This is a genomic window from Roseomonas genomospecies 6 (assembly GCF_008365375.1).
Taxonomy (GTDB): Bacteria; Pseudomonadota; Alphaproteobacteria; order Azospirillales; family Azospirillaceae; genus Azospirillum.
In genome coordinates this window covers 92873-117461 of the sequence record NZ_QOKW01000003.1, presented here as the reverse complement: position 1 = coordinate 117461, position 24589 = coordinate 92873, and the positions used below count along the sequence as shown (strand labels likewise).

Here is a 24589-nt window from a genome sequence, read left to right as displayed (position 1 = left end):
TGGTCTCCTTCCCAGCTTCGGCTTGCACGTTCCACGGGCAGCGAACAGTCTAACGAAGCGGTCATCGCGGCACCAGTGCGGGCATGCTAGGGTGCCCGCCCGCCTTTGCCCGTCACAACGCAACCGGTTGAAGTCCCGTGTCCGACGCGTCCGCCGCCATCCCGCCCGCCATCATCCCGCCTGATGCCACCCCGATGATGGCGCAGTATCTGGAGATCAAGCAGGCCCATCCCGACTGTCTGCTGTTCTACCGGATGGGCGATTTCTACGAGATGTTCTTCGAGGACGCGGTGAACGCCGCCCGCGCGCTGGACATCGCGCTGACCAAGCGCGGCCAGCATTTGGGGGAAGACATCCCCATGTGCGGCGTCCCCGTCCACAGCCATGAATCCTACCTTCAGCGCCTGATCCGCCAGGGCTTCCGCGTCGCCATCTGCGAGCAGATGGAGGACCCGGCGGAGGCCAAGAAGCGCGGCAGCAAGTCGGTGGTGAAGCGCGGCGTCATCCGCATCGTCACCCCCGGCACGCTGACCGAGGACAGCCTGCTCGATTCCCGCGCCTCCAACTGGCTGGCCGCGGTGGCGGAGGCGGCGGGCGGGCTCGGGCTGGCCTGGCTGGAGCTGTCCACCGGCGAACTGGTGGTGCAGCCGGTGGAGCGCGCCGGGCTGGGAGCGGCGCTGGGCCGCCTCGACCCGCAGGAGGTGCTGGTCTCCGAGAAGCTGTGCCAGAGCCCCGACCTGTACGAGCTGTGGGGCGAGTGGAAGTCCCGCCTGACCGTGCAGCCGACCCCGCGCTTCGACAGCGAGAACGGGCGGCAGCGGCTGCTCGGCCTCTACGGTGTCGGCACGCTGGACGCCTACGGCCAGTTCAGCCGGGCCGAGGTCGCGGCGGCGGGGGCTCTGGTCGCCTATGTGGAGCTGACGCAGAAGGGCCGCGTGCCGCGCCTGTCGCCGCCGCGCCGGCTCGGCCCCGGCGCGGTCATGGAGATCGACGGGGCGACCCGCCGCAATCTGGAGCTGACCCGCACCCTGACGGGCGACCGGCGGGGCAGCCTGCTCGCCACCATCGACCGCACGGTGACCGGGGCGGGGGCGCGGCTGCTGGCCGCCCAGCTCTCGGCCCCGCTGACCAACCCCGCGGCCATCGCCAAGCGCTTGGACATGGTGGAGTTCGCGCTGAACGAGGAACGGCTGCGCGGCGACCTTCGCGAAGCCCTGCGCCGCTGCCCTGACCTGGAACGCGCCCTGTCCCGCCTGACGCTGGGGCGCGGCGGCCCGCGCGACCTCGCCGCCGTGCGCGACGGTCTGGCCCAGGCCTCGGCTATCCGCCTGCTGCTGAACGGCCACCCCGGCGGCCCGCTGCCCGACGGGCTGGGCGCCGTGGCGAAGGGGCTGGGCGAACACAGCGAACTGGTTCAGCAATTGACGCAGGCGCTGGCGCCGGAGCTGCCGCTGCTGGCCCGCGATGGTGGCTTCATCGCGCGGGACTATTCCTACGCGCTGGACGAGCTGGTGACGCTTCGCGACGAGAGCCGGCGGCTGATCGCCGGGCTTCAGGTCAAATACGCCGGCATCGCCGGGGTGCCGGCGCTGAAGATCAAGCACAACAACGTGCTCGGCTACCACATCGAGGTGACGGCGACCCACGCGGACAAGCTGATGTCCGAGAAGGGGCGCGAGGTCTTCATGCACCGCCAGACCATGGCGAACGCCGTGCGCTTCGGCACGGTGGAGCTGTCGGACCTGGAGCGCCGCATCTCCGAGGCCGCCGACAAGGCGCTGGCTGTCGAGCTGGAGCTGTTCAACGACCTCGTGGAGGAGGTGACGAGCCGGGCCGACGCCATCGCTCAGGCGGCGCACGCGCTGGCCGCCCTGGACGTCGCCGCCTCCCTGGCCGAACTGGCGGCGGAGCGGCGCTACAACCGGCCCATGGTGGACGGTAGCCTCGCCTTCTCGATCAAGGGCGGTCGGCACCCGGTGGTGGAGGCGGTGCTCGACGCCGGCAACGCCGGACCCTTCGTCGCCAACGACTGCGACCTCGCTCCGGACAACCGGCTGTGGCTGCTGACCGGCCCGAACATGGCCGGCAAGTCCACCTTCCTGCGCCAGAACGCGCTGATCGCCGTGCTGGCACAAATGGGCAGCTTCGTGCCGGCGGAGAGCGCGCACATCGGGGTGGTGGATCGGCTCTACAGCCGCGTCGGCGCCGCCGACGATCTGGCGCGGGGGCGCTCCACCTTCATGGTGGAGATGGTGGAGACGGCGGCGATCCTGAACCAGTCCGGCGACCGCGCGCTGGTCATCCTGGACGAGATCGGGCGCGGCACGGCGACCTTCGATGGCCTGTCCATCGCCTGGGCCTGCGTGGAGCATCTGCACGACGTCAACCGCTGCCGCGCGCTGTTCGCCACCCATTACCACGAACTGACCATGCTGGCCGGCAAGCTGCCGGGCCTATCCTGCCACACCATGCGCATCAAGGAATGGCAGGGCGATGTGGTCTTCCTGCACGAGGTGACGGCGGGGGCGGCGGACCGCAGCTACGGCATCCATGTGGCGAAGCTTGCGGGCCTGCCCGGCGCCGTGGTGGGCCGCGCGGAGGAGGTGCTGACCATCCTGGAATCGGGCGACCAGAACGCCGCCATCCACCGCCTGGCCGAGGATCTGCCGCTGTTCAGCGCCGCCCTGAAGCGCCCCGCTCCCGCGGCGTCGTCCCCCGCTGCCGCCCCGCCGGAGCCGTCGCGGGTGGAGGAGGCGCTGAAATCCATCGACCCCGACAGCCTGACCCCGCGGCAGGCGCTGGAAGAGTTGTACCGGCTGCGGGGGTTGATTTCTTAAACGGGAATATTTGCGAAGATGCACACGCCATTGTATGAAAATCCGCCGCCGCAGCGTCCCGTCCCATGGACGATGGGCGCTGTCATCCAAGCGGCGGGAAGGGGGTGTGTTTATTGACCCCTGGTAAGGTGCTGGTGATCTGCACGGTCATACAGACGGTCGTCGCGATCCTCGCGCTGCTCGTCGCCGTGCTGTAACCCAGACGACGGAGGGGCGGCGTGTGCGCGCCGCCCCTCTTTTCGTGTGCGCGCCTGTCCGGCCATACAAACCGTCCGAAGCGCGCGGTACCGGAGGTGTCGTCTATTGACCACTGGTACGGGAAATATAGCGCCGCCTCACAGCCTTCGCAATCCCTTCCCGCGTCGGTCTCACGCCCGCTCCACCGCATCTTCGTCCGCCGGGGCGCCGCGGTCGTGGATGGGGGTGACATGACGTTGGGTGACATGACGTTGGGATGCGGGGCGTTGCGCGTGGCGCAGCTTCTCCTCCACCGCCTCGTTCACGAACTGGTCGAGCGAGCGGCCTTCCTGCGCGGCGGCCTTGGACGCTTCGGACTCCAGCGATTTGCGCAGATGAACCATTCGGTGCCTCCCCCAACGCGGAACGGGATCTGTCCGTTACGTCACATGGGAAGCGCGGCTGCGCGCTGCGAGTCGCCTACCCGGAAGCGCCGTCGCGGTCCGGAACGCCCGGCGGAAGGATGGGGGCGGTCCGCAACGCCCGCGCCGCGACGGCCAGCGGGTCCTCGCCCGGGGCGCAGGGGTGGGCGGGGGCCAGCAGGGCTTCCGGCACGCTGGCGGCGATGTAGCCGGCCACCGTCTCGTGGACGGGGATAATCATGGCGATGCGGGTCAGGTCCACCACCTTGCGCACCTGCCCGGAGGCGCAGAGCAGGGACAGCGCCTTGCCCGCCGACACGGCTTCCCCGTTCATCACCAGCAGCAGGCCGACCCCGGCGCTGTCGATGAACTCCAGCCCCGTCAGGTCGAGAAGACAGCGGCGCTCCAGCCCGCCTTTCACGTCGGCGATGGCCTGCCGCACCGGGCCGGCATCCTGGCCGGTGAAGCGCCCGGTCAGCACCAGACGGGCAAAATGCCGTTCGTTCTCCTTGCGATACTGCACGGCCCGCGTCCCTTCCAGTCTTCCGCCGGTCATGATCCGGTGGCGGGCCTCCGGTGGGCAAGCCAGCCGTCGGGCTCGCTCCTGCGCGATGTTGACGCAGGGCGGCAACCTGCCGTCACGGTTTCCTTGTCCCTTGACGCCGCGCCGCGGCGGTCCTAAAAGCGGATGAACGTGGTGATTTGGTCGACCGGCTTGCGGGCCACGTAAAACAACCCGCTAAAAAGGTCCGAGCCGCGTCCGCGCCTCGACCCGATCGGTCGGGGCGTTTTTTGTTTGGCCGGTCTGCCCCGCCGGCGGACAGAGGAGTCACAAGCGGCCATGGCGCGCACCGATCATCGCAATCCGAACGTCGCGGGCCTTCGCCCGCGTTCCCGTCTGGTCCATGGCGGCGTCCGCCGCTCGTCCTTCGACGAGACCTGCGAGGCGCTCTACCAGACCTCCGGCTTCGTCTACGGTTCGGCGGAGGAGGCGGAGCACGCCTTCGCCAACGACGGCGCCCGCCACGTCTATTCGCGCTTCCGCAACCCGACCACGGCCATGTTCGAGGACCGGCTGTGCGAGTATGAGGGTGCCGCCTGGGCCTACGCGACCACCAGCGGCATGGCCGCGGTGCACGCCGCCCTGTGGTCGAACCTGCGCACCGGCGACCGCATCGTGGCGCCGCGCTCGCTGTTCATCTCCTGCTATTGGGTCATCAAGGAACTGTCGGCCCGCTTCGGCGTGGAGGCGGTCTTCGTGGACGGCACCGACCTGTCGCAGTGGGAAGAGGCCCTCTCCAAACCGGCCAAGGTGGTCTTCCTGGAGACGCCCAGCAACCCGGGGCTGGAGGTCGTGGACCTGCGCGCCGTCAGCGATCTGGCCCACAAGGCCGGGGCCAAGGTGGTGGTGGACAACGCCTTCGCCACGCCGGTGCTCCAGCGCCCGTTCGAGATGGGGGCCGACGTCGTCGTCTATTCGGCCACCAAGCACATCGACGGGCAGGGCCGCTGTCTGGGCGGCATCATCCTGACCAACGACAAGCAGTACGGGTCGGACGTGATCCACCCCTACCTGCGCCACACCGGCCCGACCATTTCGCCCTTCAACGCCTGGCTTCTGCTGAAGGGGCTGGAGACGTTGGAACTGCGCGTGTCGGCCCAGAGTGCCTCGGCCCTGACGGTGGCGGAATTCCTGGAAGGCCACGCGAAGGTGGAGCGGGTGCTCTATCCCGGCCTGCCCAGCCACCCGCAGCACGATCTCTGCCGCAGCCAGATGACGGGCGGCGGCACCATGCTGTCGATCTTCCTGAAGGGCGGCAAGGACGAGGCGTTCCGCGCCCTGAACGATCTGCGGATGGTGATGATCTCCAACAATCTGGGCGACTCGAAGAGCCTCATCACCCACCCCGACACCACCACCCACTGCAAGCTGTCGCCGGAGGAAAAGGCGGCGGCGAACATCCGTCCGAACCTGCTGCGCCTGTCCATTGGTCTAGAGGACGCGCAGGACATCGTCGAAGATCTCGACCGCGCGCTCGCTTCCCTGTAAAGACTCGGACCCGGAACCAAATGCTGCAGTGCAGCGTTGGCGTCCGGGTCACAGTTTTTGGTGAGGTTCAAGGAATGGCGAGACGCAAGGCCGGCAACGGCGAACCGACGCAACGCTTCCTGGCGGTGGCGGGCGATCTGACCCGGACCGGCGTCAAGACGGGCGAGATGGGGGTCGCCGCGGCCCAGACCATCGGCTACCGCACGGCCATGATGGCGGCGGCCATGAACAACCCCATCGACCTCGCCAACCCGGAGTTCGTCCGCATGGGCTCCGAGAAGGTGGAGGCGATGGTGGAGGCCACCCACGCGGTCGCCAAGGGCATCGGCGAGATGCAGCAGGCCTGGATGACCCTCGCGCAGGGCCAGCTTCAGGCGGCCATGGTGATGGTGACCGGTCTCGGCCAGTGCCGCACGCCCGCCGACCTGATGGAGCTGCAGCGCCGCACGGTCACCGAGACGGTGGAGGCGGGCATCCACGCCGCGCTCTACATGGTGGAATCGGCCTCGGCCCTGACCCATGCGGGCATGACCCCCGCCTACCGCACCGTCCGCGCCAACGCCCGCCGTCTGGCGAAGCAGCACGGATAGATTTGCGGTTCACCACAAAGACACGAAGACACAAAGGCCGTCACAAAGGTCTTCGTGAAATTCTTCGTGTCTTTGTGTCTTCGTGGTGAAAATCCCTTTCACATCAGGACCTTACAATCACTGCCCCAGAACTTCGAAGCTGGACGGCGCGGGATCGAGCACGCGCGAGCCGGTCGGGGTGACCTCCAGCACGGCCAGCCCGCGCTCCACCACGCCGTCGGCGCGCAGGCGGAACAGGCCGTCGATCCCTTCGAAGCCGTTGGGGTTGTTCAGCGCCGCGCGGTCGAAACCGCCCGTCGGGCCGGGCATTTTGGACAGCACCGCGGCGATGGCCGTGGCGTCGTAGGACAGGGTGGCGATGCGCGGCGGCTTGCGCCCATAGGTCTTCTCGAAGCGCGCCTCGAAGTCGGCGCGGGCCTGCGGCGCCGGGGCGGCGAACCAGGCGCCGGCCAGGGCCGGTTCCTGGCCCAGGCCGGGCTCGTCCCACAGGCCGGTGCCGAGAAGCTTCACCTGCTGTGTGTTCAGCCCGTTGGCGGCCAGCGCGGCGGCCAGCCCCTGGGCGCGCGGCCCGCCTTCGGCCAGCATGACGGCCTGCGGCTGCACACCGGCCTGGGTCACCTGCCGCGCCGGCTGGGCGAGGTCGGTCACCGCCGGATCGTAGCGTTCGACCTGCGCCACCTGCCCGCCGAACTGGCGCGAGGCGGCCTGCACGGCGTTGACCACGGCGTCGCCGTAGGCGGTGCGCGGGGCCAGCGCGACGTAGCGCGTGGCGCCGCGCGACCGGGCGAAGCCGACCACGCGGGTGACCTGATCGGCGGGCACGAAGCCCAGCACATAGGTGCCGTTGCCGGCCTGGGTCCAGTCGTTGGTGAAGGCCAGCACGTCCACGCCCGCGCTCTGGGCGACGGGCTTCACCGCCGCCACGTCGGCGGCGAACAGCGGGCCGAGGATCAGGCCGGCACCCTCCGCGATGGCCTGCCGCGCCGCGTCGGCGGCGCCGGTGGGGGTGCCCTTGGTGTCGCGGGGAAGCAGCTCGAACCGGTCGCCGGCCAGATCGAACAGCGCCATCTGCGCCGACTCCAGCATGGCCTGCCCGATGGCGGCGCTGGACCCGGACAGCGGCAGCAGGATCGCCACCTTCATGGTCTGCGGTGCCACCGGAACGGAGCTGACCGGCGCTTGCGGCGCTTGAGTCGCCGGCGCCGGGGCCTTTACAGTCGAGCAGGCCGATAGCGTGCCAACCACCAACAGGGCGGCGGCAGCCTGCCGCCCCCAAGCGCGCGAGAAAGGTGTCGTCAAGCGTGCCACCAACGATCTCCACATCCGGTCCGGCGCCCGAACCCGTTTCCGGGCCCGGCGTCTCTGGTGACGCTGAAGGTAGCGAGCCGAGGGCCGCAAGTAAACTCGGCGCCGGCCTTTATGTGGTCGCCACCCCCATCGGCAACGCCGCCGACATCACGCTGCGCGCGCTGGACACGCTGCGCCGCGCCGACGCCATCGCCTGCGAGGACACGCGGGTGACGGCGAAGCTGATGGGCATCCACGGCATCCACACGCCCTTCGTCTCCTATCATGAACACAACGCGGCGAAGATGCGTCCGGTCCTGATCGGCCGCATGAAAGCGGGGGAGGCCATCGCGCTGGTCACCGACGCCGGAACGCCGCTGGTCTCCGACCCCGGCTACAAGCTGGTGCGGGAGTGCGTGGCGGAGGGGGTGGCGGTCACCACGCTGCCCGGCGCCTCGGCCCCGCTGGCGGCGCTGGTGTTGTCCGGCCTGCCGACCGACCGTTTTCTGTTCGCCGGCTTCCTGCCCAACAGGAGCAGCGCGCGGCGCGCCGCCGCCGGGGAACTGAAGGGCGTTCCCGCCACGCTGGTCTTCTTCGAGTCGCCGCAGCGCCTGCCCGAGTCGCTGGCCGACCTCGCCGACATCCTGGGCGCGCGGGAGGCCGCGGTCGCGCGGGAGCTGACCAAGCTCTACGAGGAGGTCCGGCGCGGCACCCTGCCGGAACTCGCGGCCCATTACGCCGAAGCCGGCCCGCCGAAGGGCGAGGTGGTGCTGGTCATCGGCCCGCCCGGTGAAGAGGCCACCCCGACCGAGGCCGACGTGGACGCCCTGCTGCGCGAGGCGCTGACCCGCCTGTCGGTCCGCGACGCCGCTGCCGACGTGGCCGCGCGCACCGGCCAGAACAAGCGCGCCGTCTACGCCCGCGCGCTGGAGCTGTCGCGGGAGGGGAAACCGTGAGCGCGCCGGACGCCCTGCGCCGCCGGGCCGAGAATTACGGCCGCTACGCCGAGCAGCTCTGCCGGATGGCGCTGCGGCTGAAGGGGTACCGCATTCTGGAAAGCCGCCTGCGCACCCCCATGGGAGAGATCGACATCGTGGCCCGGCGGGGCGACACTCTGGCCATCGTGGAGGTGAAGGCGCGGGGCGACTGGGACACCGCGAACGAGGCGCTCAACGCCCGCCAGCGGGGCCGCCTTGCGCGCGCCGCGCATGTGTATCTGGGGGCCAACCCCCAATATGCCGGCTATGCCTTGCGATTCGACGTCATGCTGGTTACCCCTTGGTCCTGGCCGCGCCACCTGCCGGATGCCTGGCGGGCCTGACGCGAAGGCTGAAGAAGAAGAGGAAGGACGTCGCCCGTGACCAGCCGCGCCGAAGCCCGTGAGATCCTGCGCCGCGTGGGGCAGCAATCGGACGAGGAGATCGATCTGGCCGAAGCCGCCCTGGCGCTGGGCGCGCTGGAGAGTCCGGGCGCCGTTCTGGCCGACTACCGCCGCCACCTCGCCGACATCGCCCACGATCTGGCCGAGCGCGCCTCGCCCGGGGCCGACGGGCTGGAGGTCCGCATCGCGCTGCTGCACGAGGTCCTCGTGGAGCGGCACGGCTATTCCGGCGACCACGACACCTACGACGACCTTCAGAACGCCAACCTGCTGCGCGTCATCGACCGCCGCCGCGGCCTGCCGGTGTCGCTGGGCATCCTGTTCATCCATGCCGCCCGCTCGCAGGGCTGGCCGGTGCAGGGGCTGAACTTCCCCGGCCATTTCCTGGTGCGGCTGGAGGCCGACGGCGCCCGCGCCATCATCGACCCCTTCAACGACGGGCAGGTGCGCACCGCCGTGGACCTGCGCGACCTGCTGAAGGCCTCCGCCGGCAGCGGGGCGGAGCTGGAGCCCGGCCATTACCAGCCCGTCTCCAACCGCGAGGTGCTGCTGCGGCTTCAGAACAACATCAAGCTGCGCCACCTCTCGGCCCATGACGTGCCCCGCGCCCTGGAGATTCTGGAGGCGATGCGGCTGTTCGCTCCGGGCGAGGCGGCGCTGTGGCGGGAAACCGGCCTGCTGGAGGCCCATGCCGGCAGGATCGGCGCCGCCATCGCCGCGCTGGAAACCTTCATGACGCTGTCCGGCAGCGAACGGCACCGCCATCAGGTCGCCGCGCTGATCCAGCAGCTCAAGAACCGACTGAACTGACCTTATTCAAAGCCCGTTTCGGAGATCCGCAGGATGAGCCTTGCCGTCGCCTTCCAGATGGACCCCATCGAGTCCATCAACATCGACACCGACTCGAGCTTCATGATGGCGCTGGAGGCCCAGAAGCGCGGGCACACACTCTACCATTACCACCCGCGCGACCTCAGCCTGACCGGCAACGTCCTGACCGCCCGCGTGCGGGAGATGACCGTGGTCCGGCAGAAGGGCGCGCACTACACGCTGGGCGAGCCGCAGGTCGTGGACCTGTCCACCATGGACGTGGTGCTGATGCGCCAGGACCCGCCCTTCGACATGGCCTACATCACCGCCACCCATATGCTGGAGCACATCCAGCCCAAGGTTCTGGTGCTGAACGACCCGGCGGAGGTGCGCAACGCGCCGGAAAAGCTGTTCGTTACCCATTTCCCCGACCTGATGCCGCCGACGCTGATCACCAGCGACAAACAGGCCGTGCTGGACTTCCGGGCGCAGCACAAGGACATCATCGTCAAGCCGCTGTTCGGCAACGGCGGGGCCGGCGTCTTCCACCTGAAGCCGGACGACGAGAATCTGGGCTCGCTGCTGGAACTCTTCACCCAGCTCTACCGCGAGCCGGTGATCGTGCAGAAGTACTTGGCCGAAATCCGCCAGGGCGACAAGCGCATCATCCTGATCGACGGCGAGCCCGCCGGCGCCGTCAGCCGCATGCCCCAGGAGGGCGAGGCCCGCGCCAACTTCCACGCCGGCGGCAGCGCGAAGAAGACGGAACTGACCCCGCGCGAGCAGGAAATCTGCAAGGCCATCGGCCCGGTGCTGCGCGAAAAGGGCTTGGTCTTCGTCGGCATCGACGTGATCGGCGACTACCTGACCGAGATCAACGTGACCTCGCCCACCGGCATCCAGGAAATCAACCGCCTCGACGGTTCCGCCCTGGAATCCACCCTGTGGGACGCCATCGAGCGCCGGCACCGGGAGAATTTAGGTATTTAAATTAATCTGGAGCATTCTTCGATTGCATAATCCCTGTTTCATTTTGTATGAAGCAGGGATTATATTAGATATTATATACAATGCATTGACTGTTTGGCTTTTATGTTAACGCTCAGATACATATTGTTTTTGTGTGTGTTGGTTTGTTTTTCTTAAGTGGTGCGCGCATCATTTGTGATTTATCTAGCTATGGAATTTTGTTTGAAAGCGAATAAATATAATCATTGACAATTAATAATATATAATTACTTTAATTTAACCTATTGTTTTCTCGTGTCGTCATCCTAGAGGCATTCGATGTGGAAAAGATTTAAAGAGGAAATAAAGAGCCCATACAATGCAGTATTTGGAGCTGTTGGTTTAATAAGCTTTTTGTTTGCAATATATACATGGTATTCAACATTGCAAAGATCAGAGATATCCTATCGCGTTGAACAAGTTCAGCTGATGGATGTTAGCCGAGTGGAAAATAACAAGCAGGGCGCAGAAGAGCCATTTAGTATTTTAGACTCAAATGGAAACAATATTAAGGAAAATATATATGGGGCAAATATTTCTGTATGGAATTCGGGAGATACTGATCTCGGCCGTGATAAAATACGAAAACCTTTGACATTTTTATTTAGTAATAGTGTAAGGATTATTGACGCTAGTATAACTTTTACTACAGACGATAATATATCTGAATTTTATATAAATAAAACTGTTAATATAGACAACATCATATATATTGGTTGGAAATATTTTGATCCTAAATCTGGATTTAGGTTGAGAATTATTTATACATCTCCTGACCAAGCTCAGTTGAGTGCTGGGGGATCAATATTGGGTGTGAAGTCTATATATGACTCATCAAATGGTATTTCAGGTGCAAATTTGATTAAATCTTACAAAGGAATTTTTTCTTTTTTTATGGTATTCGTCCTTTTCTGCAGTTTAAGTGGGTCAACGGAAAACTTTATCGGAGGAATTTTTAGGTATAGAAAAATGAAAATGGAGAGTGGTCATGTTCGCAGATCTGAAAAAATAAGTTCTTTAGTAATTTTAGCATTTAACTTTGTTTGGTGGGTGTCTTCTGTGGGGATTTGTATTCTTATTATAAGCCCTATTATAATGTTTGAGTCAAAGCCACCGTTTTGATTGGTTTCGATCTATGTAGAATATGAAAAGATACTAGTTTTACTTTCCTTGTCATTCGTAGTTTTGTAACTATAAATGTTAGATGGACGGATTTCTAATAATCCAGGATAATTGTAACGTAGGCTATAGATCGCCTTCTTTCATGAAATCTATAAATCGGTAATCCAGCCCGTTCTCGGTCAGGAGCGGGCCGCTCTCCGCCTCCACCCACTCCGGACCCAGCGGGGGCATCAGCGTGTCGCCGTCCACCTCCTGCTCCACGCGGGTCAGGTGGACGACGTCGGCCAGCGGCAGGGTTTCGCGGAACAGTTCGGCGCCGCCGATCACGCAGGCCTCCGCCGCACCCTGCGCCCGGCACCAGTCCAGGGCCGCGCCGATCCCGCCGAACCAGCGCGCGCCGTCCCGCTCCCCCGCCGGGACGCTGCGGCTGACCACCAGATTGTCGCGGCCCGGCAGGGGCTTGCGGGGCAGAGATTCCCAGGTGCGGCGGCCCATCAGGATGGGCTTGCCCATCGTCAATTCCCGGAAGCGCTTCAGGTCGCCGGGCAGGGTCCAGGGCAGGGTGCCGTTGCGGCCGATCACGCCGTTGCGCGCCGCGGCCACGACCAGACTGATTCGCATCCCAACCCCTTTCCCTTGCCCGTTCACCCCAGCTTACGCCGCGCGAAGCTGATGAAGGAAGCCGCCGACCTCGCGGTGCAGCGTGTCCAACTGGTGGCCGAGCTTGCGCGACATCTCCAAAACGTCGCGGGCGGTGGCGCCGCTCTGCGTCGCGGCGCCGGTGACGCCGGTGATGTTGGCCGACACCTCCTGCGTGCCCCCCGCCGCCTCCTGGACGTTGCGGCTGATCTCGCGGGTCGCCGCCCCCTGCTCTTCAACAGCGGAGGCGATGGACGTCGCGATCTCGTTCACCCGCAGGATCACCTGGGTCACACTCTGGATTTCGCCGACCGCCTCCCCGGTGACGGTCTGGATGTTGGTGACCTGGGCGGCGATCTCCTCCGTCGCCTTGGCGGTCTGGTTGGCCAGAGCCTTCACCTCGCTCGCCACCACCGCGAAGCCCTTTCCGGCCTCACCCGCCCGCGCCGCCTCGATGGTCGCGTTCAGAGCCAGCAGGTTGGTCTGGCTGGCGATGTCGTTGATGAGCTGGACCACCGCGCCGATCTTCTGAACCGCCTCGGCCAGCCCGCCGACCTTGTCGTTGGCCCGCCCGCTGAGGTTCACCGCCTCGCCCGCGATGCGCGACGACTCGGCCACCTGACGGCTGATCTCCTGGATCGAGCCGGCCAGTTCCTCCGACGCGGCGGCCACGGTCTGCACGTTGGCGGAGGTCTGCTCCGTCGCCGCGGCCACGGAGGTCGCCAGCGTGTCGGTCTGGGCGGCGGCGCGGTTCATTTCCGCCGCGCGCTCCTCCATCGCCGCAGCCGCGTCGGACACGGTGCGGACGACGGCGCCGATGCTCTGCTCGAAACTGGCGGCCAGCGCCAGCATGGCGCGGTGCTTCTCCTCCTCCGCGCGCTGGGCGGAGGCGGCCTGCTCGGCCTCCAGCCGCCGCTTGTCCCGGGCGTTGTTCTGGAAGACCAGCACGGCCTTTGCCATCGACCCGATCTCGTCGCCGCGCTCGGCTTCCGGAAAGCGGGTGGACAGGTCGCCGTCGGCGAGTTCCCGCATCTTGACGCTCAACCCGCGCAGAACCCGGCTGATGTCGGTGCCGACCCAGGCGATCAGGCCGATGGCCGGCACCGCCAGCGCCAGGATGACGAGGGCCAGCGTCCGGAGCTGCTCCAGGAAGGCGGCCCGAATGTCGTCGATGAAGATGCCGCTGCCGATGAAGATGCTCCACGGCTCGAACCCGTGGACATAGCCCAGCTTCACGGCCATGTCGGTGCCGCCCACCGTGCGCGGCCAGTCGTATTCCAGCACGCCGCCGCCGGACGCACGGACCATGCGGATGAACTCCACGATCATGTGGACGCCGTTGGCCGACTTCAGCGGCTTGACGTCGGCGCCGACCAGCTTCGGGTTGACGTGGGCGAAGCCGTAGCCGTCCATGGTGTGGGCGAAGAGATATTCCTTTCCGCCCGCGTAGCGGATGCCCGTCACCGCGGCCTTGAAGCGGGCCTGGGCCTCCTCGCGGGTGATCTTGCCGGCGGCGGCCTCCGCTTCCAGCGAGGCGGCCAGCGTGACGCCGGTCTCCACGACGCCGCGCAGCGTTTCCAACCGGTCTGCGTGCATGCGGTTGTAGTTCAGGGTGAGGCCGGCGCCCGCGATGGCGAAGCATGCGACCGACGCTGCGGCAACGAGCGCCCACAGCTTGGCCCGGATGGAAAGCCTGGTGAGGTTCATGACGTGTCTGCCTGGAACGGTATGCCCGGCCCGCGCCCGGGCGCGGCGCGGTTGTTCGCTCGTACCCTTTGGCCGGGACGTCAACGATGGCAAACACTCACAAGAAAATTGTAAATGCATGCATAAGAATTGGCGGCAGACGGGAGACTGGGCGCCTTTGTCACACGACCTTTCGTCGAGGACCCGACATCAGGCCAGAAGAGCCCCCAGCACGGCGTTCAACCTTTGTCTTCCTTCATGAGTGGCGCGCAACCTGTCCTTGTCGACCTCCAGAAAGCCGCCGGCCACCAGACGGTCCAGCGCGGCGGCATCGACGAGGTCCTGCAGATCGCGGCCCGTTTCTTCGACCAACCGGGCGCGGGCCACGCCTTCGCGCAGCCGGAGCCCCATCATCAGCAACTCCGACCCGCGGGCCTCGCGGGCGATGGGTTCGGGCGTGGCGGCGCCGTGGCCGTCGCGCTCCACCCGCTCCAGCCAGATTTCCGGGGCGCGGTGGGCGCGGGTGGCGAATTTCTCGCCGTCCAGCGTCAGCCGCCCATGGGCGCCGGGGCCGACGCCGACGTAATCGCCGTAACGCCAATAGGTCAGGTTGTGGCGGCTTTCCTCGCCGGGGCGGGCGTGGTTGGAAATCTCGTAGGCGGGCAGTCCGGCGCGCTCCAGCAGGCTCTGCGTCGCCTCGTACAGGTCGCCGGCCAGATCCTCGTCGGGCAGCACCAGATCGCCCCGCGCGTGCAGGGGGAAGAAGGCCGTGCCCTCCTCGATGGTCAATTGATAGACCGACAGATGGCCGACCGCGTAGTTCAGCGCGCGGGTCAGTTCCGCCTCCCACGCCGCGACGGACTGGCCGGGGCGGGCGTAGATCAGATCGAAACTGAAACGGTCGAAGGTCTTCGCGGCCAGTTCGATGGCGCCGGTGGCTTCCGCGGCGTTGTGCTGACGGCCCAGGAATTTCAGCGAGGCGTCGTCCAGCGCCTGGATGCCCATCGACAGGCGGTTGACCCCGGCGGCCCGGAAGGCGCGGAACTTGTCCGCCTCCACGGAGGTCGGGTTGGCCTCCAGGGACACTTCCAGGTCGGTTCCGACGGTCCAGCGGGCGGCGATGCGCTCCAGCACGGCGCCGACCGTGGCCGGCTCCATCAGCGACGGGGTGCCGCCCCCGAAGAAGACCGAGGTGACCCGGCGTCCGGACGTTGCGTCGGCGTAATGATCCAGCTCCCGCAGCAGCGCGGCTCGCCAGCGGTCATGCTCGACCCGCTCGCGGACGTGGCTGTTGAAGTCGCAGTACGGGCACTTCGCCTTGCAGAAGGGCCAGTGGATGTAGATCCCGAATCCAGGATCAGGAGTCACTTGAAGCATCGCTCCACAAGCTGGCGGAAGGCGTCGGCCCGGTGGCTCATCTCATGCTTCTTCGCCGGGTCCATCTCGCCGAAGGTGATGTCGTACCCGTCCGGCCTGAACATCGGATCGTAACCGAAACCATGCTCGCCGCGCGGCGGCCAGACCAGCGTGCCGGTGCAGCGGCCCTCCACCGTCTCCACATGGCCGTCCGGCCAGGCGAGCGACAGGGCGCAGACGAAGTAGGCGCTGCGGTCGGCTTGGCCTTTCAGCCCGTCCTCCACCTTGCCCATGGCCATCCGGAAGTCCTTCGTGGGACCGGCCCAGCGGGCGGAATAGATGCCGGGGTCGCCGTTCAGCGCCGGGACCACCAGCCCGCTGTCGTCGGCCAGCGCCACATGACCGGCCTTGGCGGCGGCCAGGGCCTTCAGCTCGGCGTTCGCGACAAAGGTCATACCCGTCTCCTCCGGCTCCGGCAGGCCAAGCTCGCCCGCGGACACGAAGGTGGCGGCGTAGGGGCCGAGCAGCTCCGCGATCTCGCGGACCTTGCCCTTGTTGTGGCTGGCGATCACCAGCGTGCCGCCCGTGAAGCGGCGGGGAGGCGTGGTCATGGGGAAGTTCCTTCGATGTGAACTGCTGCCCCCTCCCCGACCCTCCCCCGCCCTTGGCGGGAGAGGAGGCCTGTTCCCCTCCACCGCCAGCGGCGGGGGAGGGTGCCCGCGAAGCTCTCGCGCAAGCGAAGCTTGCGCTGACGCGGCAGGCGGACCCTTTGGGTCCGCCGAGAGCGGGCGGGAGGGGGCGACGCCTTACTTCACCGCGATCGCGGCCTTCTGCAAGACCACCAGCTCGTCGATGCCCTTGCGGGCGAGCGCCAGCAACTCCATGAACTGCGGCTCGGTGAAGGGGCGGTCCTCGGCGGTGCCCTGCACCTCGACGATGCCGCCATTGCCGGTCAGCACGAAGTTCGCGTCGGCCTGGGCGGTCGAATCCTCGGCATAGTCCAGGTCCAGAACGCTGGTGCCCTGGTGGATGCCGCAGGAGACGGCGGCCACATGGTCGGTCAGCGGCATGGTTTTCAGGGCGCCGATCTGCATCAGGTGCTGGAAGGCCAGATGCAGGGCCACGAAGCTGCCGGTGATGGCGGCGGTGCGGGTGCCGCCGTCGGCCTGGATGACGTCGCAGTCGATCTTGATCTGCTTCTCGCCCATGGCGGCGCGGTCGGTGACGGCGCGCAGCGCGCGGCCGATCAGGCGCTGGATCTCCTGGGTGCGGCCCGACTGCTTGCCCTTGGCGGCCTCGCGGTCGGTGCGGCTGTGGGTGGAGCGCGGCAGCATGCCGTATTCGGCGGTGACCCAGCCGAGCCCCGTGTTCTTCAGGAAGCGCGGAACGCCCTCGTCCACGCTGGCGGTGCACAGGACGTGCGTATCGCCGAACCGCACCAGGCAGGACCCCTCGGCGTGCTTGCTGAAATGGGGCTCAAGGGAAATGGTGCGCAACTGGTCGTGGGCGCGGCCGGAGGGACGCATCGGGCATGATCCGCAAGTCTGTTGAAATCGGCGGCAAGCTAGCGCCCGACGCCACCGCCGTCCAGCGCGCATCCGCGCCCATGCATACATAAGCATGCGGCATAACCCGGTATGTCTGTTTTTCTTGAAAGCCCTCACGGAAAGTCTTAGTCTAATAAAAGAGTATATAATTGCATACAAACGCGCGCTCTGCTTCGACAGTCCAGGTGACGCCATGAACAACTTAACCCGGAAAGATTGTGTGGGAATGCTGCCAGAAAGCATTCGTCTTGAGTACGAATGTGTGAACCGTTTGCATATCTTCCGCTCTCCGGACTTGCCCGGCCTGCTTGTTGCAAGAACCGAGCTGAACGACGCAGCAAGCGATTTGATTGAAGCTATCAAAGTCATCATCAAGACTGAGTACGGGATTGAAGAAAAAAATCTGATCGATAGCTGCTCCCGCAATCTGCTTGAGAAGATTGGGCGGGGACATATTCCTGATCACCAGTTCAGTTTGGTTTCATAAGAGAAGAGCCCGATGGCGAGGAGTGTCAAGAGCCCCTAAAAGGGGCTTCTTATTTGTCAAAAACCCACAAATTGAAAAACAATCACAGCCATGAAACTTATTAGCGAGCTTAATCTCCATCACGCTTTGAGACATTTAGGCTTCACGCCACCCAGCCTATCACGGCCAGTTAGGGCTGTGCTGAGCCAGCAATTCTGGCAGGCCCCCAGTGGCAAAACGCTGACTGTGCCCCCTCCCAACGAACGAAACCATACTGGGATGTGGTATTACTCTGACTATCTCTATTCCCTCATCATAGAAAAAGCAAAGGATCTACTATAAGTTTATAATTCAATGAATTGCACAACCTTCTGCTAGGCGCGCATTGATTCAATCGGACGGTCCACCTAAATTCGACACGCTCATTTCCCTTCGAGTCGAGCAGGTCCTGTCCCCGCCATGATCACCGAGCTGAACCAACGGTCCCGCGAAATCTTCCGGCTGATCGTCGACGCCTATGTGGCGACCGGCGAGCCGGTGGGGTCGCGCACCATCTCGCGGAGGCTCGGCATGGCCCTGTCGCCCGCGACCATCCGCAACGTCATGGCCGACCTGGAGGAGCAGGGGCTGCTCTATGCCCCCCACACCTCGGCGGGCCGCATCCCGACGGAGGCGGGGCTGCGCCTGTTCGTCAACGGCCTGCTGGAGATCGGCAGCCTGAGCGACGACGAGCGCGGCTCCATTGAGGCGAAATGCGCCTCCTCCGGGCGGTCGTTGCAGGACGTGCTGGGCGAGGCGTCCACCATGCTGTCGGGCCTGTCGCACTGCGCCGGGCTGGTGGTGGCACCGAAGACCGACCGGCCCCTGAAGCACATCGAATTCGTGTCGCTGGCCCCGGGCCGGGCGCTGGTCGTGCTGGTCAACGAGGACGGGCTGGTCGAGAACCGCGTCATCGAGGTGCCGGTGGGCGTGCCCGCCGCGACGCTCCAGATGGTGTCCAATTTCCTCAGCGCGAAGCTGGTCGGCCGCACGCTGGACGAGGCGCGGCAGGCCGTGCTGCGCGAGATCGAGGAGCAGAAGACCGAGCTGGACGAATTGTCGCAGCGCGTGGTTTCCGCCGGCCTCGCCACCTGGGCGGGCAGCGGCGGGCAGAGCAGCGGCCAGCTCATCGTGCGCGGCCAGGCGAAGCTGTTGGAGGACGTCACCGCCCTGTCGGACCTGGAGCGCGTGCGCGCCCTGTTCGAGGCGCTGGAGACCAAGGAGACCATGCTGCGCCTGCTCGACGCCACCGGGAAGGGGGACGGGGTGCAGATCTTCATCGGCGCGGAGAATGTGCTGTTTGGCCATTCCGGCTGTTCGCTCATCATCTCGCCGTTCCAGAACAGCCGCGAGCAGGTGATCGGCGCCATCGGCGTGATCGGTCCGACCCGCATCAATTATGCCCGCATCATCCCGCTTGTGGATTATACAGCCAAGGTCATCAGTCGCCTTGTCGGGTGATGACGGCTTGGCAACGCTTCGACCCAGCAGATCCCATCAGACGACGACACACGAGACGACAACGAGAGAGCCATGAGCGAAGAGCAGAACAAGCCCGCCGAAACCGACGTGGAGCAGACCGAAGCCGTCCAGGACAAGGCCGCGGACGCCGCCGGTGCCGGGGAGCGCGTGGCCCAGCTTGAGGCCGAGGTCGCCAACCTGAAGGACCAGCTCCTGCGCCAGATGGCGGAGGTGGAGAACACCCGCCGCCGCGCCCAGCGCGACCGCGAGGACGCCAGCAAGTTCGCCGTGTCCAGCTTCGCCAAGGAACTGGTGACGGTGGCCGACAACCTGCGCCGCGCGCTGGAGGCCGTTCCGGCGGAGGGCCGCGAGAACGACGACGTGCTGAAGGGCCTCGCCGTCGGCGTGGAGGCGACGGAGCGCCAGCTCTTCGCCGCCTTCGACCGCGCGGGCATCAAGAAGATCGACCCGACCGGCGAGCTGTTCGATCCGAACTTCCATCAGGTGATGTTCGAGATCGAGAACACCGGCAAGCCCGCCGGCACGGTCGTGCAGGTGCTCCAGCCCGGCTACACCATCCATGGCCGCCTGCTGCGCGAAGCCATGGTCGGCGTCGCCAAGGCCGGTCCTCACGAAATGGGCGGCCAGCACGTCGATACGAAGGCCTGATCGACCGGTCCGCGAATCAGGCGGCGCGTCCTGCGGCGGCGCGGCGGCTCGGCCCGCCGCGCCGTCTTTTTTGGTCCGGTCATTTTTCAGGGGCGGAGCCCGTCCGTTGATCCTAGAATATCGAAGGACTTGCGCCGGGCGGATCGTTCCCCTATTCGCATCGGGGAATTTCGCGGCGCACAATGAACCGCCCGTTTCAGGCCGCCGCTCATTCAGCCGCTCATTCAGGGAACCGGACCCGTGCCCAAGAGCATTCTGACCGTCGACGACTCCAAGACCATCCGCGACATGGTTGCCTTCACGCTTCAGAAGGCCGGCTACGCCGTCACCGAAGCGGCGGACGGCACCGCCGGTCTGGCCCAGGTGAACCGGCAGAAGTTCGACTGCATCATCACCGATCTGAACATGCCGGGCATGGACGGTCTGGCCCTGACCCGCGCGATCCGCGGCAGCGCGCTCAACCGCGCGACCCCCGTCCTTCTGCTGACCACCGAGGCCGACCCCGCCAAGAAGACCGCGGGCCGCGAGGCCGGCGCCACCGGATGGCTGGTCAAGCCCTTCAACCCGGACAAGCTGGTCGAGACGGTGAAGAAGGTCTGCCCGTAACCGACCCCATAACCGGGACGCTGCGGAAACTGCGGGCCAGACTTTTCACGGATTTCATACCGACCGTTCCCGGGGAAACAGGAACTCCCCCTCCGAGTCATGCGCCGCGAAGCGCCTTTGCGCGACGGCGCGGTTGGCGACGGCGTAACAGTAGACGCAGCCGTGGGGGCAGGTGTCGTAATCCCCGATGTCGCGGCTTTCCGCGCAGAGACAGCCGGGCCGGTTGCCCTTCTCCCGCGCGCCGATGGGCCTCCCGGCGACGTCGGACAGCCGCTCCGCGTCCACGCAGCGGGCCGGCGCCGTGCCGGGCACGCCGGCCAACTCCGGCTGGGTGCAGAGCGTCAGCGCCATACCGTGCTCCGCGGCGATGCCGGCCAGATCGGCCAGCAGGGCGCGCTTCTCCTCTGGCTCCGGGTCGCGCCAGGGCAGGCCGGCAGCGTCCAGGTTGCGCGCCGTCTTGCGGTAGGGCTGGAGGAAGGACACCACCGCCTCGTCGGTCAGGCCGCGCATCCGCTTCGCCAGCCGGGAGAAGGTTTCGCGGTGCCAGGACGGCGGCGAAGCGCCGGCCGTCACGATGGGCGCCGTCACGATGGGGTCGTAGCGCCACACCGCGGCGCGCGGCCCCCAGCGGTCGCGCAGCCGGGCGATATGTTCGACCGCGCGCTCAGCGTCGGGGACGGAGCGTTCCAGAGCGACCGGCAGGCCGGTGATGCTGTACTGGACGACGAAGGGAAAGCCGCGCCCGGACACATCCTCCAGCACCGGCAGGAAGGGGCCGAGGTTCTTGGTCCAGAAGACGAAGCCGTCCACCTCCCCGCGGGTCAGGCCGATGCGGTAGGTCTGGCCGCCGTAGGGGTTGACCATGCGGCAGTACCCGGCCTCAAGCCGGTTGAGGAACCAACGCCCGTAGAAGGCGGGGATGTCGGTTTTGTAACTGGCGGAAACGATCATCGGCGGACCATGGTGGCTCGGCGGACCGCGATCAAGGCTGGATTCGCGGACGCATCGGCCTAAAGTGCCGGCACAGGAGCCGGCACAGGACGAGGGGGAGGATGCCGTGACAGGCGGACAGGATGGCCACGCTGTGGGCAACGATGGGGGCCACAGCGTTGAATGGGACGGGTTGGTGCGGTTCCGGCTGCCGGACGGCTGGCGCGCCGATGTGGAGGAGCATGAGGGCCACGCCGTGGCGACCTTCCATCCGCCGGCTCCGGCGGGCGGCGTGCTTCGGCTGGTCACCGACCGGGTGGCGCCGAAGGACGGGCCGGACGGCGTCGTGGCGGTTCTGCGCGAGATGGCGCTGCGCTTCGTGCGCCCCGACGACCAGCGGGCCAGCGACCGCACCGTGGAGCCCTGGGGCGACGACGGCGTTCTGGCGCAGGCGGTGATGGTGACGGAGGAGGACGGCGGGACCGACGCCCATTATCTGTGGCTGGTCGGGACGGAGCGGGACGGCAAGGCGGCGGTCGCCATGTTCAGCTACCGCCTGCCCATGGTCATGGACGGGGACGAGTCCTGCGCCGGCACGCTGGCCCTCCTCGACGGAGCCATTCGCGCGGCGGACATCCTGTAGAGCGCTTCCGGAAACGTCCGGAAACAAGAAAGCCGCCCCGTCGAGGGCGGCTTTTTCTTTTCCGTCAGGTCAATTCTTTTCCGTCAGGTCAACCGTTCCGGCGTTCCCGCGCCGGAAGGGCCTGTCGGCGTGGGGCCGTCAGCGAGCAACCATCAGCAGTGGCCGGCGCCGCCGGACATCAGGGCCTTCAACTGCGCCGCCTTCGGATCGAAGGCCATGGCCGCCTCCTCCGCCGCCATGGCGGCGAGGCTGATGAAGCGCGCCAGATCGTCCAGATCGCACTTCGCCGCGTCGTCCATAAGGCTGTCGAGGCAGGATTTGATGGCCAGAGCCATGTCGCGCCGTTCGTCCATCATCTTGATCCCCCAATGGAATGCTGCACACGGTCCCGCTTCGGGAAGCCATGCCTGCGAACAAGAGCGGCCCCCTTACCACGGACGGATATATCATATTTCCTTCGGCTCTCCACTATTAGAATCTTGGGACAACAAAGAAAGCGGGCAACCGGCAATTGATTGGGCGAAGGAATGCACACCATTACTTGTTAATGAAAAATTAACGGGGAGGGTTGGCGGGACTTTGACTTGTGTTAAAGACCTGTAACAGACGGCTTTCCGCCGGAGGGGAGGGTGAAGGGGTGTCGATGCACGTCCTATGCTTCTGAATACCCCGGTATTCACTTGCGGCGCGAGGGCGCAGCCGCGACGATATGCCCCGGCGCAAGAGGTGGCTTTCGGCCTTTTGACGGTCTGCCGGATGACCGGGACGTTGCAGGCCGAAACGCACCTGCCTATATCTCCGGCGACAGACGTGATCCCACCCAACCGTTCCACTGACCCCAAGGGGATCGCGGCGGTGCCGGAACATACGGGCCGCCACGCATCTGCCGAACAACAGAGGCTGAACATGAGCAAAGTCATTGGCATCGACCTCGGCACCACGAACTCCTGCGTGGCCGTCATGGAAGGCTCCAGCGCCAAGGTGATCGAGAACGCCGAAGGCACGCGGACCACGCCCTCTATGGTCGCCTTCGCGCAGAACGCGGAGCGTCTGGTCGGCCAGCCGGCCAAGCGTCAGGCGGTGACGAACCCCGAGAACACCCTCTTCGCGATCAAGCGTCTGATCGGCCGCCGCTACGACGATCCGCTGACCAAGAAGGACCAGGGCCTCGTCCCCTACAAGATCATCCCCGGCGACAACGGCGATGCCTGGGTGGAGGCCGTCGGCAAGAAGTACAGCCCGTCGCAGGTCAGCGCCTTCATCCTGCAGAAGATGAAGGAGACGGCGGAGAACTATCTGGGCGAGAAGGTGACCCAGGCGGTCATCACCGTCCCGGCCTACTTCAACGACAGCCAGCGCCAGGCGACCAAGGACGCCGGCAAGATCGCCGGCCTGGAAGTGCTGCGCATCATCAACGAGCCGACGGCGGCCGCTCTGGCCTACGGCATGGAGAAGAAGGGCGCCGGCACCATCGCGGTCTACGACCTGGGCGGCGGCACCTTCGACGTTTCCGTGCTGGAGATCGGCGACGGCGTGTTCGAGGTGAAGTCGACCAACGGCGACACCTTCCTGGGCGGTGAGGACTTCGACGCCCGCATCATCGACTACCTCGCCGACGAGTTCCACAAGGAGCAGGGCATCGACCTGCGCAAGGACCGTCTGGCCCTGCAGCGCCTGAAGGAAGCGGCGGAAAAGGCGAAGATCGAGCTGTCCTCGGCCATGCAGACCGAGGTCAACCTGCCCTTCATCACCGCCGACCAGTCCGGCCCGAAGCACCTGAACGTCAAGCTGACCCGCGCCAAGCTGGAAGCCCTGGTGGACGAGCTGATCGCCCGCACGATCGAGCCCTGCAAGGCCGCGCTCCGCGACGCCGGCCTGAAGGCCAACGAGATCGACGAGGTGATCCTGGTCGGCGGCATGACCCGCATGCCCAAGGTCATCGAGGCGGTGAAGCAGTTCTTCGGGCGTGAGCCGCACCGCGGCGTGAACCCGGACGAGGTGGTCGCCATCGGCGCCGCCATCCAGGGCGGCGTGCTGAAGGGCGAGGTCAAGGACGTCCTGCTGCTCGACGTCACCCCGCTGTCGCTGGGCATCGAGACGCTGGGCGGCGTGTTCACCCGCCTGATCGACCGCAACACCACCATCCCGACGAAGAAGAGCCAGACCTTCTCGACCGCCGAGGACAACCAGAACGCGGTGACCATCCGCGTCTTCCAGGGCGAGCGCGAGATCGCCGCGCACAACAAGCTGCTCGGCCAGTTCGATCTCGTCGGCATCCCGCCGGCCCCGCGCGGCGTGCCGCAGATCGAGGTGATCTTCGACATCGACGCCAACGGCATCGTCAGCGTCACGGCGAAGGACAAGGCCACCGGTAAGGAGCAGCAGATCCGCATCCAGGCGTCGGGCGGCCTGTCGGACGCCGACATCGACAAGATGGTGAAGGACGCCGAGGCCCACGCCGCCGAGGACAAGAAGCGGCGCGAGCTGGTGGACGCCCGCAACCACGCGGACGCGCTGATCCACACGACCGAGCGGACCATCAAGGAGAACGGCGACAAGATCCCGGCCGCCGACAAGTCCGCCGCCGAGGCCGCCGTCGCCGAGCTGAAGTCCGTCATGGACGGCGAGGACGTGGAAGCCGTGAAGGCGAAGACCGAGGCTCTGGCCCAGGTGTCGATGAAGCTGGGCGAGGCCATGTACAAGGCCGGCCAGGGTGAGGCGCCGGGCGCCGGCGGTGCGGCGGGTGCCGCCCCGAACGAGCCGGGCGTGGTCGATGCCGACTTCGAGGAAGTGGACGACGACAAGAAGAAGTCGGCGTAAGCGTTCGAAACCGGAGGCAATCGTCGGGCAGCCGCCCGTTGCC

At 66.1% G+C, this 24589-nt stretch carries 24 protein-coding genes and 1 riboswitch; of the genes, 14 read left to right on the top strand and 10 right to left on the bottom strand.

Features of this window, described 5'->3' with window-relative positions; all coding sequences use genetic code 11:
- Positions 1 to 137 precede the first annotated feature (137 nt).
- Entirely contained in the window at positions 138 to 2837 is a 2700-nt protein-coding gene (mutS, locus tag DS843_RS05090; protein WP_149467802.1) for a DNA mismatch repair protein MutS, read from the top strand.
- Positions 2838 to 3205: 368 nt separating this feature from the next.
- On the opposite strand, the gene DS843_RS05085 is transcribed toward mutS, so the two are convergent.
- Positions 3206 to 3418, bottom strand: coding sequence for a hypothetical protein (locus DS843_RS05085; protein WP_149467801.1), 213 nt, complete (start codon positions 3416 to 3418; stop codon positions 3206 to 3208).
- A 76-nt stretch (positions 3419 to 3494) separates the two neighbouring features.
- A complete protein-coding gene (locus tag DS843_RS05080; RefSeq protein WP_149467800.1) occupies positions 3495 to 3992 on the bottom strand; it encodes an STAS domain-containing protein in 498 nt (165 codons plus the stop codon).
- A gap of 128 nt (positions 3993 to 4120) precedes the next feature.
- Positions 4121 to 4200: riboswitch (SAM riboswitch) on the top strand.
- 77 nt (positions 4201 to 4277) lie between these two features.
- On the opposite strand from DS843_RS05080, the gene metZ reads away from it, so the two are divergent.
- Together metZ and DS843_RS05070 are read left to right on the top strand one after the other, a co-directional pair.
- Entirely contained in the window at positions 4278 to 5486 is a 1209-nt protein-coding gene (metZ, locus tag DS843_RS05075) for an O-succinylhomoserine sulfhydrylase (RefSeq protein ID WP_149467799.1), read from the top strand.
- Positions 5487 to 5560: 74 nt separating this feature from the next.
- A complete protein-coding gene (locus tag DS843_RS05070) occupies positions 5561 to 6076 on the top strand; it encodes a phasin family protein (RefSeq protein WP_149467798.1) in 516 nt (171 codons plus the stop codon).
- 117 nt (positions 6077 to 6193) lie between these two features.
- On the opposite strand, the gene DS843_RS05065 is transcribed toward DS843_RS05070, so the two are convergent.
- Positions 6194 to 7219, bottom strand: coding sequence for a penicillin-binding protein activator (locus DS843_RS05065; protein WP_286191943.1), 1026 nt, complete (start codon positions 7217 to 7219; stop codon positions 6194 to 6196).
- A gap of 278 nt (positions 7220 to 7497) precedes the next feature.
- On the opposite strand from DS843_RS05065, the gene rsmI reads away from it, so the two are divergent.
- From rsmI to DS843_RS05040, 5 genes are all read left to right on the top strand, one after another.
- Positions 7498 to 8319 carry a 16S rRNA (cytidine(1402)-2'-O)-methyltransferase gene (gene rsmI / locus DS843_RS05060; protein WP_149467796.1) on the top strand — a complete coding sequence of 274 codons (822 nt, stop codon included), beginning with the start codon at positions 7498 to 7500 and terminating at the stop codon, positions 8317 to 8319.
- A complete protein-coding gene (locus DS843_RS05055) occupies positions 8316 to 8684 on the top strand; it encodes a YraN family protein (protein WP_149467795.1) in 369 nt (122 codons plus the stop codon). Before rsmI ends, DS843_RS05055 begins: the two co-directional genes overlap by 4 nt.
- Positions 8685 to 8720: 36 nt before the next feature.
- Positions 8721 to 9554: a SirB1 family protein gene (locus DS843_RS05050; protein WP_149467794.1), complete on the top strand. Its 834-nt coding sequence runs from the start codon at positions 8721 to 8723 to the stop codon at positions 9552 to 9554.
- Between the two features lie 33 nt (positions 9555 to 9587).
- Complete coding sequence (gshB, locus tag DS843_RS05045; protein ID WP_149467793.1) at positions 9588 to 10544, top strand: glutathione synthase; 957 nt, start codon at positions 9588 to 9590, stop codon at positions 10542 to 10544.
- 297 nt (positions 10545 to 10841) lie between these two features.
- Positions 10842 to 11684 carry a hypothetical protein gene (locus tag DS843_RS05040; protein ID WP_149467792.1) on the top strand — a complete coding sequence of 281 codons (843 nt, stop codon included), beginning with the start codon at positions 10842 to 10844 and terminating at the stop codon, positions 11682 to 11684.
- A gap of 123 nt (positions 11685 to 11807) precedes the next feature.
- On the opposite strand, the gene DS843_RS05035 is transcribed toward DS843_RS05040, so the two are convergent.
- From DS843_RS05035 to rph, 5 genes are all read right to left on the bottom strand, one after another.
- Entirely contained in the window at positions 11808 to 12305 is a 498-nt protein-coding gene (locus DS843_RS05035; RefSeq protein ID WP_149467791.1) for a dihydrofolate reductase, read from the bottom strand.
- A gap of 33 nt (positions 12306 to 12338) precedes the next feature.
- A complete protein-coding gene (locus tag DS843_RS05030) occupies positions 12339 to 14030 on the bottom strand; it encodes a methyl-accepting chemotaxis protein (RefSeq protein ID WP_149467790.1) in 1692 nt (563 codons plus the stop codon).
- A gap of 189 nt (positions 14031 to 14219) precedes the next feature.
- Positions 14220 to 15386: a radical SAM family heme chaperone HemW gene (gene hemW / locus DS843_RS05025; protein ID WP_149467789.1), complete on the bottom strand. Its 1167-nt coding sequence runs from the start codon at positions 15384 to 15386 to the stop codon at positions 14220 to 14222.
- Positions 15374 to 15976, bottom strand: a complete 603-nt coding sequence (rdgB, locus tag DS843_RS05020) for an RdgB/HAM1 family non-canonical purine NTP pyrophosphatase (RefSeq protein ID WP_149467788.1) — start codon at positions 15974 to 15976, stop codon at positions 15374 to 15376. Before rdgB ends, hemW begins: the two co-directional genes overlap by 13 nt.
- 195 nt (positions 15977 to 16171) lie before the next feature.
- A complete protein-coding gene (gene rph / locus DS843_RS05015) occupies positions 16172 to 16891 on the bottom strand; it encodes a ribonuclease PH (RefSeq protein ID WP_149467787.1) in 720 nt (239 codons plus the stop codon).
- A gap of 214 nt (positions 16892 to 17105) precedes the next feature.
- Here rph and DS843_RS05010 point away from each other — a divergent pair, with 214 nt between their 5' ends.
- From DS843_RS05010 to DS843_RS04995, 4 genes are all read left to right on the top strand, one after another.
- Positions 17106 to 17399 (top strand): hypothetical protein, encoded by a 294-nt coding sequence (locus DS843_RS05010; RefSeq protein ID WP_149467786.1) that lies wholly within the window; start codon positions 17106 to 17108, stop codon positions 17397 to 17399.
- A gap of 438 nt (positions 17400 to 17837) precedes the next feature.
- Entirely contained in the window at positions 17838 to 18878 is a 1041-nt protein-coding gene (gene hrcA / locus DS843_RS05005) for a heat-inducible transcriptional repressor HrcA (RefSeq protein ID WP_149467785.1), read from the top strand.
- A gap of 30 nt (positions 18879 to 18908) precedes the next feature.
- On the top strand, positions 18909 to 19547 hold the full coding sequence (gene grpE / locus DS843_RS05000) for a nucleotide exchange factor GrpE (RefSeq protein WP_286191969.1): 639 nt from the start codon (positions 18909 to 18911) through the stop codon (positions 19545 to 19547).
- Between the two features lie 240 nt (positions 19548 to 19787).
- Entirely contained in the window at positions 19788 to 20153 is a 366-nt protein-coding gene (locus DS843_RS04995) for a response regulator (protein ID WP_149467783.1), read from the top strand.
- Positions 20154 to 20207: 54 nt separating this feature from the next.
- Here DS843_RS04995 and DS843_RS04990 read toward each other — a convergent pair whose 3' ends face one another.
- Positions 20208 to 21104, bottom strand: coding sequence for a DUF1848 domain-containing protein (locus DS843_RS04990; RefSeq protein WP_149467782.1), 897 nt, complete (start codon positions 21102 to 21104; stop codon positions 20208 to 20210).
- 133 nt (positions 21105 to 21237) lie between these two features.
- Between DS843_RS04990 and DS843_RS04985 the strand changes: the two genes are divergently transcribed.
- A complete protein-coding gene (locus DS843_RS04985) occupies positions 21238 to 21726 on the top strand; it encodes a hypothetical protein (protein WP_286191941.1) in 489 nt (162 codons plus the stop codon).
- A 152-nt stretch (positions 21727 to 21878) separates the two neighbouring features.
- On the opposite strand, the gene DS843_RS04980 is transcribed toward DS843_RS04985, so the two are convergent.
- A complete protein-coding gene (locus tag DS843_RS04980) occupies positions 21879 to 22082 on the bottom strand; it encodes a hypothetical protein (RefSeq protein WP_149467780.1) in 204 nt (67 codons plus the stop codon).
- A 298-nt stretch (positions 22083 to 22380) separates the two neighbouring features.
- Here DS843_RS04980 and dnaK point away from each other — a divergent pair, with 298 nt between their 5' ends.
- Positions 22381 to 24546 (top strand): molecular chaperone DnaK, encoded by a 2166-nt coding sequence (gene dnaK / locus DS843_RS04975; protein ID WP_353618328.1) that lies wholly within the window; start codon positions 22381 to 22383, stop codon positions 24544 to 24546.
- The last annotated feature ends 43 nt before the right edge of the window (positions 24547 to 24589 follow it).

Excerpts from the sequence above, each read along its gene's own strand:
- DS843_RS05085 (WP_149467801.1), bottom strand. The coding sequence starts at position 3,418 with ATGGTTCATCTGCGCAAATCGCTGGAGTCCGAAGCGTCCAAGGCCGCC.
- DS843_RS05080 (WP_149467800.1), bottom strand. The coding sequence starts at position 3,992 with ATGACCGGCGGAAGACTGGAAGGGACGCGGGCCGTGCAGTATCGCAAG.
- metZ (WP_149467799.1), top strand. The coding sequence starts at position 4,278 with ATGGCGCGCACCGATCATCGCAATCCGAACGTCGCGGGCCTTCGCCCG.
- DS843_RS05070 (WP_149467798.1), top strand. The coding sequence starts at position 5,561 with ATGGCGAGACGCAAGGCCGGCAACGGCGAACCGACGCAACGCTTCCTG.
- DS843_RS05065 (WP_286191943.1), bottom strand. The coding sequence starts at position 7,219 with ATGAAGGTGGCGATCCTGCTGCCGCTGTCCGGGTCCAGCGCCGCCATC.
- gshB (WP_149467793.1), top strand. The coding sequence starts at position 9,588 with ATGAGCCTTGCCGTCGCCTTCCAGATGGACCCCATCGAGTCCATCAAC.
- DS843_RS05040 (WP_149467792.1), top strand. The coding sequence starts at position 10,842 with ATGTGGAAAAGATTTAAAGAGGAAATAAAGAGCCCATACAATGCAGTA.
- DS843_RS05035 (WP_149467791.1), bottom strand. The coding sequence starts at position 12,305 with ATGCGAATCAGTCTGGTCGTGGCCGCGGCGCGCAACGGCGTGATCGGC.
- DS843_RS05030 (WP_149467790.1), bottom strand. The coding sequence starts at position 14,030 with ATGAACCTCACCAGGCTTTCCATCCGGGCCAAGCTGTGGGCGCTCGTT.
- hemW (WP_149467789.1), bottom strand. The coding sequence starts at position 15,386 with ATGCTTCAAGTGACTCCTGATCCTGGATTCGGGATCTACATCCACTGG.
- rdgB (WP_149467788.1), bottom strand. The coding sequence starts at position 15,976 with ATGACCACGCCTCCCCGCCGCTTCACGGGCGGCACGCTGGTGATCGCC.
- rph (WP_149467787.1), bottom strand. The coding sequence starts at position 16,891 with ATGCGTCCCTCCGGCCGCGCCCACGACCAGTTGCGCACCATTTCCCTT.
- DS843_RS05010 (WP_149467786.1), top strand. The coding sequence starts at position 17,106 with ATGAACAACTTAACCCGGAAAGATTGTGTGGGAATGCTGCCAGAAAGC.
- hrcA (WP_149467785.1), top strand. The coding sequence starts at position 17,838 with ATGATCACCGAGCTGAACCAACGGTCCCGCGAAATCTTCCGGCTGATC.
- DS843_RS04990 (WP_149467782.1), bottom strand. The coding sequence starts at position 21,104 with ATGATCGTTTCCGCCAGTTACAAAACCGACATCCCCGCCTTCTACGGG.
- DS843_RS04980 (WP_149467780.1), bottom strand. The coding sequence starts at position 22,082 with ATGATGGACGAACGGCGCGACATGGCTCTGGCCATCAAATCCTGCCTC.
- dnaK (WP_353618328.1), top strand. The coding sequence starts at position 22,381 with ATGCTTCTGAATACCCCGGTATTCACTTGCGGCGCGAGGGCGCAGCCG.